Origin of the sequence: Vibrio sp. V10_P2A27P122 (assembly GCF_963874335.1) — a bacterium.
Taxonomy (GTDB): domain Bacteria; phylum Pseudomonadota; class Gammaproteobacteria; order Enterobacterales; family Vibrionaceae; genus Vibrio; species Vibrio anguillarum.
On record NZ_CAWNHY010000244.1, the window covers coordinates 58,235 to 69,520 of the forward strand.

Below are 11,286 nucleotides of genomic sequence, written 5' to 3' on the forward strand. Positions count from 1 at the left end.
ATTAATCCCTAAACGTAACCTAAGTAACTGTCTCAAAAATGAGATGATGTGCAGTAATCTGCTTGTCAATCTCTTTGCTAAACGTCTCTAATTTCATATTTTTCTTAATATACAAGCCGATAGGTTTTCTTATGTGGCGTTTCGCTAGCCAGACTCTGTTTTGACGCTAGTGATGCTTTAACGCACAATTATGCTCAGTGATGTAATTTACATAAATATAAATTTGCATAATCAATTGCGACTAAAATAACAGTTGTCTATTGCTCGTTTTCTGAATCGATTTGCTAAAGAAGTATCTGGGGGCTCTATGGATTTACATGTGGTTGTTCAACCTGCGTTAGTACAAGAAGTGGTTGGTGATGTTATCGCAGCAGATGCCAAAGGTAATGCGCGTAAAGTAAGCGCGGGTGATCAATTAAATAAAGATGAAATCTTAATCACAGTGAATCATTCGTCGGTGACGATACTGTTTAATGGCCAAGCTACCGTAGTCGATCAGAATTGTATTACTTGTTTTAGCAATGCGTCACCAGATTCTGAGAGCTCAGTTGACTTAGTTCAATTTCCGATTGAAGGCGAGATCAACGCTGATCTGAGCTTATTAGACGAGGTGAGTTTTGACGCAGATAATATTGCTGCCATCCAACAAGCCATTTTAGATGGCCAAGACCCGACCCAAATACTTGAAGCAACCGCCGCCGGAGCCGGTGGTGAAGGCTCTGCAAATGCTGGCTTCATCACCATTGATTACAACTTTGCAGAAGTATTGGCGAGTACGTTTTTCGAAACTACAGGGCGTGATGCTCAGCAATCATTGACTGAAACGAATTTGAGTCCGTTGCGTTTTACCGCTGGGGGTGAATCATTATCAGCGGCATTAGCTGAAGGTTCGCTCTCACTAAATTCGTACCCACAATCAGTGACGGCAAATGTTTTAATCGCGGCGGGAGATCTGCCACTGGATGCCGCCTCTTTTGTCCCTGAATCCCTTTCATTAGCTGCGCTATTGTCAGAGCTGAAGAGCGATATTACTTCGGCTGGGCGATCAGTAAGCTTTCGTTACGATGCTACGGCTAACCATATTGTCGGTGAACTTGACGGCAGTGAAGTGCTACGGATTGATTTAGTGGCGACGTCTGTCGGTAAAGACATCAACTTAGAGATAGTGACGACCATTAGTCAACCGATTGACCATGTTCCCTCCGTGGGAGGTGGCTTAGTTTCTTTTGCTAATGATCAAATTGCGATTCAATTCGATGTAACCGGTTCTGATGCGGGTGGAAATCCTATTCGCTCGCCGATTTCTATCGCAATCAGTATTGGTGATGGTAATAACCCTGTTATATCCGATGAACCGTCGACGTCCGTTTATGAGGATAATTTGGCAAATATCGGTTCGGATGCCAGTGCTTCACAGACGATTACCGTTTCAGGACAGTTTGATACTCAATTGGGTTCTGATCAAATTGAAAGTTATCAGTTGGATTTAAGTGCTAATCCGTTGGCGGGGTTAACCTCGGCTGGTGTCGCGGTGCAATTGGCCTCTTCCTCGTCATTGAACGGGGTTTATACCTATCAGGCGAGCGCCAATGGCCAGCCTATTTTTGAGTTGATATTAAACCCAGACGGTCGTTACCAGTTTACGTTACAAGGCGCGCTGGATCATCCAGTCAATAGTGATGAGTTATTACTCAACCTTTCGGTATTGGCAACCGATTATGATGGTGATAGCTCTGAAAGTGTGCGTTTACCAATCAACATTATTGACGATAAACCTGAAATCATTGGTGTGGATGCGCTCAGCGTTGACGAAGACGATTTAGCGTCAGGCTCAGACAGCAGCAAAGAGCCGTTGTTCGCCGAAGGCTATTTCACCACTACCCAAGGGGCCGATACGGTAGCGAGTTATCAGCTTGATACCAGCATCAACCCCATCGCTGGATTAACCTCGCAAGGTGAAAGTGTGGTATTGGGCGCGGCGACAGTTGATGCCAACGGTAACTACCTCTATCAAGCAAGTACTACCCCAAGCGGTCAGACGGTATTTAGCTTAGTGCTTAACGCAGATGGCAGTTATCGTTTTACCTTACAAGGGCCAATTGACCATGCGCAGGGGAGCGATGAGCTACTGGTGAATTTCAAGGTGGTTGCAACTGACTATGATGGCGACAGCGCCAACATTCTGCTGCCTGTCACCATTCATGATGATCAGCCAATCATCGCGAGCGTGCAAGCGCTCAGCGTTGACGAAGACGATTTAGCGTCAGGCTCAGACAGCAGCAAAGAGCCGTTGTTTGCCGAGGGAGTTTTTACTACTCAAAGCGCGGATAAGGTGGTGAGCTATCAGTTGGATACCAGCAGTAACCCGCTTGCAGGTCTAACTTCGCAAGGTGAAGCGGTGAGTTTGGGCACGGCGACAATCGATGCCGACGGCAACTACCACTATCAAGCTAGCGCTGCACCGAGCGGCAATGCAGTGTTTAGTTTGGTGCTCAATGCGGATGGTAGCTATCGTTTTACCCTGCAAGGTCCGATTGACCATGCGCAGGGGAGCGATGAGCTGCTGGTAAATTTCAAGGTAGTGACAACCGATTATGATGGCGACAGCACCAACATTTTGCTGCCCGTCACCATCCATGATGATCAGCCAATCATCACCGGCGTGCAAGCGCTCAGCGTTGACGAAGACGATTTAACGTCAGGCTCAGACAGTAGCAAAGAGCCGCTGTTCGCTGAGGGAGTGTTTACCACTCAAAGCGCGGATAAGGTGGTGAGCTATCAGTTGGATACCAGCAGTAACCCGCTTGCGGGCTTAACCTCGCAAGGCGAAGCGGTGATCTTGGGCGCGGCGACAATCGATGCCAATGGTAACTACCACTACCAAGCCAGCACCACACCTAGTGGCAATGCGGTGTTTAGCTTAGTGCTCAATGCGGACGGCAGTTACCGTTTTACTTTGCAAGGTCCGATTGATCACGCCGCAGGCAGCGATGAGCGACTGGTGAATTTCAAAGTGGTGGCGACGGACTATGATGGCGACGCCTCTGACATTCTACTGCCTGTCACTATTGTGGATGACAAGTCAACGATTGTCGGCATTCGCACCGGTAGCGAACAGAGCGTGGATGAAGATGACTTAGCCTCGATCGGTTCTGATCGTTCAGACAGCACCGTTATTGCTGGGCACTTTGATGTAATTGATGGTGCCGATGGTATTGTCAGTTATCAATTATCGGATCTTGTAACGCCTGTCGAGAATTTAACGTCCGGTGGTCAAGAGATAGAGATCATCCAAATTTCAAGCAGTAATGGTGTCACTGTTTATGAAGCGGTGATTAAGAATACGACGGACGTGGTTTTTCGTCTCACGCTAAATGGCTCGGCCGATAGTTACCAATTTGAACTGCTTAAAGCCATCGACCACCCTACTGCTGCTGGCGAAAATCTCTTTATTTTAGATCTTCCGATTACTGCAACTGATAGAGATGGCGATGTTTCAGCCTCAGTGAGTTTGCCAATATCGATTGTTGATGATATTCCAACTTTGCATGATAAAAGCATCACTAGTGTTGAAAATACGGCGATAAAAACAGTCAATTTATTTAGCCAAGACAACAATACCTCACCGGATACTCAAGGTGCAGATCATGGTGCGATCACTAAATTTGTGGCCATTGATGAAGCGGGTCGTGATATTCAATTTAGGGATGGCAATGGCGCAAGCTTAGCTAATGAAATTGAACTTAACGGCATCACAAAAACGGTCACGGTTGTCGAAATAAAAAATGGTGTTGAGCGTGATTTAGGCACACTGACGATTACGCCTAACGGTAACGCGACATTTAAACCAGTTGCTAGCCTTGAACATGGTGATGATCCGACCATTTCATTTACTGTCGATGTCACTGCGCAAGACTTTGATGGCGATGTCTCAACCGAACAGTTGAACATCAATATTCTTGATAGAAATGCCACTATCACAGTTGCTAATGTTATTGGCGCTGAAGACGCTGGACGCGATGGTGTCACTATTTTGTTTAACGACCCCAATCAAATCACTAATAGCCAAGATAACCAATCCGGCTTAAATACTTCACCGCTTAAAGTGGATTTGCAGATCAATCTTTATGATTTGGATCGCAATGAATCGATTGGTGATGTAAAAATCACGGCCAGCAACGCGCATGGCGATTTTTACTATCTCAATAGTTCGGATGTTTATGTCAAATTAGAGCTAGTCAGTGGACGATTTGTTTTGCCCGCAGATGCGGTGGAGCAAAGCTTAACAGGCAGTGTTGCTAAGATTGAAAACTTGTATTTTGTGCCTGACCGTCACTATGCCAGCGCTAACGGTGGCTTCCAACTCAATATTACTGTGCAGGTTTTGAATAATGGCCTGCATGATCATAATGTGAACGGGAAATTGCGCATTGAGGTGGAAAGTGTTGCCGATATTGCGACTTGGAACTCAAGCAGCCAATTTCATTATGATGCAGTAGAAGATAGTGACAATATTACTCTCGATGTTTTAGCGCAGACACAAGATAACAGCACCCCCGAAACAATCCTGTATGAGATCCGCTTTACTCAAGGTGAAGGTGAGGCGCAGCTAGTTTATGCCGATGGTACGCCGGTTGTAATGAGCTCGGATGCTTCAGGTCACTATTATCTTGTTAGTGCGAGTAACATTAACCAAGTGCAAGTTGACCCTAATGATAATTTCAGTGGTCAGATCAAACTTGATATTACAGCGATCACGACCGAGCAAAATAACGCTCACGTTGGTAAAGAGAGCGCTCGATCAGAAACGAAAGAAATCGTGATAGATGTTAGCCCTGTTGCCGATATGGGTAGCTTCTCTGTCAATCGAATCAATGTTTTTGAAGATAATGCCGCTACGCAAAATACCGTTGACCCCACCACAGATCACGATCCCTTGTTATTAAGTGAAGTCATTACGATGGCGGGATCCGTTGATTCTGATGGTTCAGAAACACTCTATGTGCGTCTTTCTGATTTTTCAGAAACAGGTGTCACACTGATTTGGTTGGGAGCAGGAGCCAGCGAAATATCACAAATAACCGATGCCAATGGTCATACTTATTATGAAGTTCCTGAACAATATCTTGACCAAGTTGAAGTGCTACCCCCATTGCATAGCAACGCTGATTTTACCTTCTCTGTTGAAGGGATTATTAAAGATAGCGTCAATCTTTCTACGGGTGTGGTGACAGATGAAATATCGTTAGGTGCTAAGACGGTTAATGTTTCAGTTAAGGGCGTAGCAGATATTCCAACCATTGATTTTCACTCAAACAGTACTAACACTTGGAATGAATTTAGTGAAAATGGTCTGCAAGTGATTGAAACGACGATTGATGAAAATCAATCCGTTGGCTTTGGCTTTAGTGTGTTATCCGGTGAGCTTGCGGATAACCCAGCGGACAGCTCTGAGTCGATCACCGTTTTGCTGTCGAACATTCCAGATGGTGTCAAACTGTATGACAGTGTTGGTAGCGTGATTAACTTGGTATTTGTTGGTTACGATACTGCGCAGCAACCTATTTATCAGGCGAATCTAACTTCAGCGCAGGTTGATTCAGGTATTCGAGTTGAGCCATCTCATTCATCGACCGAAAACATCAACATCAAAATGACCACCATCGTTACTGAAAATGATGGACATACGCGTCAAATTGAGTCGGAAATTCGCATTAAAGTGGCACCGGTGATTGATGTTGTTGACAACTATCAATCTCACTCGCTTGGTAACGAGGACAGCCGCATTAATATTCATTGGCAGCCAGAAGAAGAACAACATCTTGATGCTGATGAATATTTTGCCTCTGTTACACTTTCTGGCTTCCCAGCTGGTAGTACTATTTACGTCGATGGTGTTGTCACGGGCTTAGACAGTGATGGCAAGCTCATTTTGACCCCCGCACCGGGACAGAGCGATCAAGATTTCTCAGCGCAAGTGCTGACAACTGGTTACGTTCAAGTTCGGCCACCAGAGCACTCCAGTACTGATTTTACCTTGAGCACTGAGATTGTGGTTAAAGAGCAAGACAACGAATACGTCGATGCAATCAATTCTGGAGAAGGTATTGCTTCGAAAGTCATTCACGGCTCTGTTGATATCACGGTAAGGCCGATAGTTGAAGCTGATGGACAACTGCGTGTTGAAGAAAACGGCGTAGTTACAAATAAAGCTGTCGCAGATGCCTCTGGTGCTATCTACTTTACTATTAATGATGCGGCCGGCGGCGAGCCTAATGCGAACGTTATACGCTTTGATAATGCAGACACTCAATCGACAGAAGGTTACCAATCATTAGAAGTGGTCGACCAACTGGTGGTGCGTTTTAGCAATATTACGCCACAGGTACTTGATCAACTACTGATTACTGGTGCAATTAATAATGGGGATGGCTCATGGACCATTGTTGATGAGCAGAATTTCAGTGTAAAAGCACCGAATGGCCTGACATTGAGTAGTGGTAACGATCCTGATGGTGATGGTTATAACGACATCACTGTGACCATTTTTGCCCAAGTGTATGACCAAGGGGAAGATAGCTCTGAAGCCAAAGTAGTTCGACAAGTGCAATCAGAGCTCACCTTACAATTTCCGCTCACTGCTACGGGCAACAACACGGTAGCAGCTGACATTACTTTAGTTGGCAATGCGGATGATATTGTATTAGGCATCGAAGATAACGCTATTAATTTAGGTCAGCAAATCCAAGATAAATTGATGGTGAGCGCTTCAGGTTTTGATGGTGTAGAAGATGAGCTCAGTATTGTCATCGCGCAAAGTGTGCTACCAGCGGGCGCAAGTTTATCTGGTGGTCATTTTGATTTCGTTGATGGCTTGTATGTATACAAAGGTACCGTGAATACCGATGGCTCGATTTCAGGGTTAGAAAATCTGCAACTGCATCTGCCTGAAGATTACGCGGGCGACTTTAATTTGCCGATCACTTTTGTAACGACAGACACGGCTTCTGGTGATGAAAAAACCTTCAGTACGCAAATCCCAGTGGCAGTTTCTCCGGTAGCTGATGTTCCCGGAACGCATCAACCGCAAGATGATGACACTACACCCAAAGCGACATTGACCATAGAAGGCACGCTTGGGTTAGATGCAAATCATCAGCCGACTTCAAGCTTGTCCGACGTTCCGACCAATGACGGCATCGGGTATGAAGATGGTATTATTCATCTTTCGCTCGACATTGACCTTGCTGATATTCGCAATAGCGCTACGGAAGGACAAGAGGTGCTGAGCGAAGTCACCTTAACCCTGCAAGGAACCAATATCGGAACCTTTGTTGATGCGCAAGGCAATGATCTTGGTACCAGTATCACTTTTAGTCAGTCTCAGCTACCTGCGGCATTAGACAATGTTTATTTCAAACCCGCACCCAATTATCCGACTGGCGATGATGATAATACCGTCAACATTACCGTGGCGGGGAAAGTGACTGATATCACGCAATTTGATGATACCAATGCCAATACGTTGGGAGTAGTCAATACCGATGCTGATAAACCATTTACCACACAAGTAAGTTTTGATGTGACGCCAGTGGTAGACGACGTCATTATTTCCAGTGGTGGTAGCAGCAATATTGAAGTGAGCGGTCTGGAAGATGAGTGGATTGTCCTTTCTAAACCGGGTTCCGAATTTACCGTTGATCTGACCGATACAGATGGCTCTGAGGTATTTGTGTCGATCAAGCTTACTGGGGTGCCGACGGATTTTGTCGTGAGTTCTCTCTCTTCTGACTATACCGTGAAAAATAATGGTGGTGGTGAGTGGAGCATTCAGATTAACAACCCAGCACAAACCTCGATCAATTTATCCGATATTGCGATGAAACCTGCGAAGAACTTTAGTGGCGAAGTGGAAATCGGCATCAAGGTCTTCACCCAAGAATCCTTGCTTGGTGTGCCAGTAGAGCATAACGGCAGCTTTAGATTAGATATTACGCCCGTTGGGGATGTGGTGGATGTTGAACCAGTGACTAACGGCGCTGGCGATGAAGGCGTTGACATTGAAATTGATATCAACGCGCAAATTATCGATAAAGCCGATTCCATTGCAGCCGGTGCGAACCATAGTGAAAACTCGCCAGAAACGTTGCGAATTGAAGTTTCCGGGGTGCCAGATGGAGCAAGTATTGCATTGCCTGATGGCACGCTGGGGACTTACATCGGCGGTGGCGTATGGTTGTTGAATGCCGATGCGCAAAGCTTAGATAAACTGATTTTTAATTCTGGTGATTGGCATAAGGACACTTGGGCGGGAGATCTGACGATTAAAGTACAGTCGGTCGATACAGGGCTGGACGGTACTGAACATTTGGGGCCTGCGCGTGAGTTTACTGTTTCAGTTGATGTTCAGGCGGTCAATGATGCGCCCACCATTGATAGTGCTACGGTCACCACAACGATTGATGAAGAGGCGGGGCAAAAAGTTACCGGCTTGAGTGTGAGTGATGTCGATTATGCAGGCTCACATGCCAACGACCCCATGACGGTGATTTTGAGCGTGAGCGAAGGTTTGCTCAGTGCCGTGATCCCCGCGTTAAGTTCTGTCACGCAGAGCACCAATTTGGCTGGAGAACTCGTCCTACAAGGCACGTTATCGGATATCAACGCACTACTTAATAGCAGCGATCCCGCCAGCGGCGTTTTTGTTGATGCCACCGCGATTGGTAGTGACCATATTGATCTGACAATTAAGGCCAATGATGGTGGTGTTTATGCCGACAATGTTTCTGGTATGGCGCTAGAAGAGACAGAAACCGTCAGTATTGCGGTGACGCCCAAAGCCAATACGCCGATATTAACCCTTGATCCGAGCTTTAATTATATGAAGCAGACGTATGTTAGCCAAAGTATCAGCGCTCAAGGTATTGCATTGCTGGGGTTAATCGCGGCATTAACGGATAGCCATGAAGTGTTGTCATTGGAGATCGACAGTCTGCCAAGTGGCGCTACGCTTTCTAGTAGCTCGGGCAGCGTGACTGAGCAAAGCGGGGTGTGGATTGTTTCCGCTGATGCTATCGACGGATTACAGGTTAGTGGGCTCGATTTAGGGCAACACACTCTGTCGGTAGCGGCTATCTCAACAGAAACGGATGGTAGCCGTGCAGCCTCTGCATCAATTGATATTGCGATTGAAGTATTGCCTGACGGCAGCACGATTGATCAATCAACGAACGGGGATGATGCGCAATTGCTCGCCGGTAATGTTGGAGCGCAGTTGCTAGGAGGCAGTGGTCATGATCACCTTGAAGGTGGCGATGGTGATGACTCTTTAGTGGGTGGTGGCGGAAATGATACCTTGATTGGCGGGCTTGGTGCCGACATCTTAACCGGGGGAAGTGGCGCTGACATATTTAAATGGACGCTCGATACTGTTGATGAGCAAACCGACACTATCACTGATTTCAACGCTGGTGAAGGTGATGTGATCGATCTCACTGATGTTGTGGCCGATTTACATTTGCCCATGGATCAACTGCTCGTTTCGCTACACACTTCTCATCAGATAGAAGCGAAAGTGATGACCAACACGACGGATGTGGAATTGGAAATTTTGACGGACAATAACGTACACCAAACCATTGTGGTGCAAGATCTTGCCAGCCAATTCAATTTTGATGGCATGGCGTCGATTGACATTGTTGGTTTCTTATTGGACAACAACATTATCAAGCATGACGTTTAAATAAAGAAAAGGGCAGTTAAATAAAGAAAAAGTGCACCCAACGGCTTCAGGCTCAGTTGGGTGCACTTTTTTATTTAGCAGTAAACACACTCCAGCGCTGTATCAGTCTGGGGCATTTACAGTGGGTTAACCAATGATGATTTGGCTCAGTACATAACCTAAACAGCACGCACTCACGACGCCAATTAAACCGACGGACATGAACGAGTGGTTGAAGTAGTACTTACCGATTTTGGTGGTTCCTGTGGTATCAAAGTTGACCGTTGCAATATCTGACGGATAGTTTGGAATGAAGAAGTATCCGTACAGTGCGGGCATTAATCCCACCAGTAGCGCAGGTTCTAAACCTAGCCCGAGGCCTACAGGTAGCATCATTACCGCTACTGCGGCTTGTGAGTTCACCACAACAGAAACAATGAATAGTGCAAGCGCGAAGGTCCAGTGATGGTCGGTAACCATCTCAACAATGCCTGATTTAAACTGCGGCATCGCGTATTGGAAATAGGTATCCGACATCCAAGCGATACCGAAGATGGCAATTGCCGCTACCATACCTGATTTGAATACCACACCGTTTGGTACATCTCGTGGGTCGGTTTTGGTTGCCAGTAAAATGATACCGCCAAAGCAGAGCATCATCATCTGGATAACCACCGCCATACTGATCGGTTTACTGCCTTCAACAATAGTGCGTGTTTCTGGCACCATCGCTAGCACGACTATGGTTAATATCGCACCAATGAAAATCAACACAGAATTGCGCGCTGCCGCGGGTAACGTTTCATTCAGCGTTGTCGCGGTTGTGTTTAGGATTTTCTCTTTCCACACTGGATCTTGCAGACGTTCTTGATACTCAGGATCATCATCTAGTTCTTTCCCGCGGCGCAAGCTGTACAAAGACATCAACAGCGTACCGAATAAGGTCGCAGGCACAGTGACCAGCAAAATAGAGAGCAAGGTGATCTCGTGTTGAATATTCGACAATTGAGCAAGGTAGTAGACAACGGCCGCTGAGATTGGGGAAGCGGTAATCGCGATTTGCGAAGCAACAGAAGACGCAGCCATTGGACGTTCAGGACGGATCCCATTTTTCAATGCCACATCACCAATGATCGGCATGATGGAATACACCGCATGGCCAGTACCCAGCATAAACGTCATTGCGTAAGTGACGAACGGTGCAATCAAAGTGACATTTTTCGGGTTCTTACGCAGTAAACGTTCTGCCACTTGCAGCATGTATTTCAATCCGCCAGCCGCTTCGAGTATTGAAGCACAGGTGACAACGGCAAGAATGATCAACATGACGGTGATCGGTGGTGATGTGGGTGGCATTTTGAAGACAAAAACTTCAATGACCAAGCCAATACCAGAAACCACACCAAGGCCAATACCACCGTAGCGTGAGCCTATATAGAGCATTAATAGCAGGAATAAAAATTCCAAATACAACATATCTGTTTCCTATCCAAAGGTGTTAATGAAAATATTGTCTAACGTAACGTTAAAAAAAGATGAAACCTTGTTCACACAACCATTTACCC

2 protein-coding genes are annotated in these 11,286 nt (G+C 46.0%); one reads left to right on the plus strand and one right to left on the minus strand.

Translation table 11 applies throughout. The features are described 5' to 3' along the window. Positions 1-307: 307 nt before the first annotated feature. Positions 308-9,742 (plus strand): retention module-containing protein, encoded by a 9,435-nt coding sequence (locus AACQ17_RS11150; protein WP_094167682.1) that lies wholly within the window; start codon positions 308-310, stop codon positions 9,740-9,742. Positions 9,743-9,868: 126 nt separating this feature from the next. Here the strand turns inward: AACQ17_RS11150 and AACQ17_RS11155 are convergent, their stop codons facing one another. Then, the gene (locus AACQ17_RS11155; RefSeq protein WP_013868401.1) at positions 9,869-11,197 is read right to left on the minus strand and encodes an anaerobic C4-dicarboxylate transporter; all 1,329 of its coding nucleotides are present in this window, start codon (positions 11,195-11,197) and stop codon (positions 9,869-9,871) included. Positions 11,198-11,286 lie beyond the last annotated feature (89 nt).

What these genes read in the sequence shown, in the direction of transcription:
- AACQ17_RS11150 (WP_094167682.1), top strand. Translation starts at nt 308, where the DNA reads ATGGATTTACATGTGGTTGTTCAACCTGCGTTAGTACAAGAAGTGGTT.
- AACQ17_RS11155 (WP_013868401.1), bottom strand. Translation starts at nt 11,197, where the DNA reads ATGTTGTATTTGGAATTTTTATTCCTGCTATTAATGCTCTATATAGGC.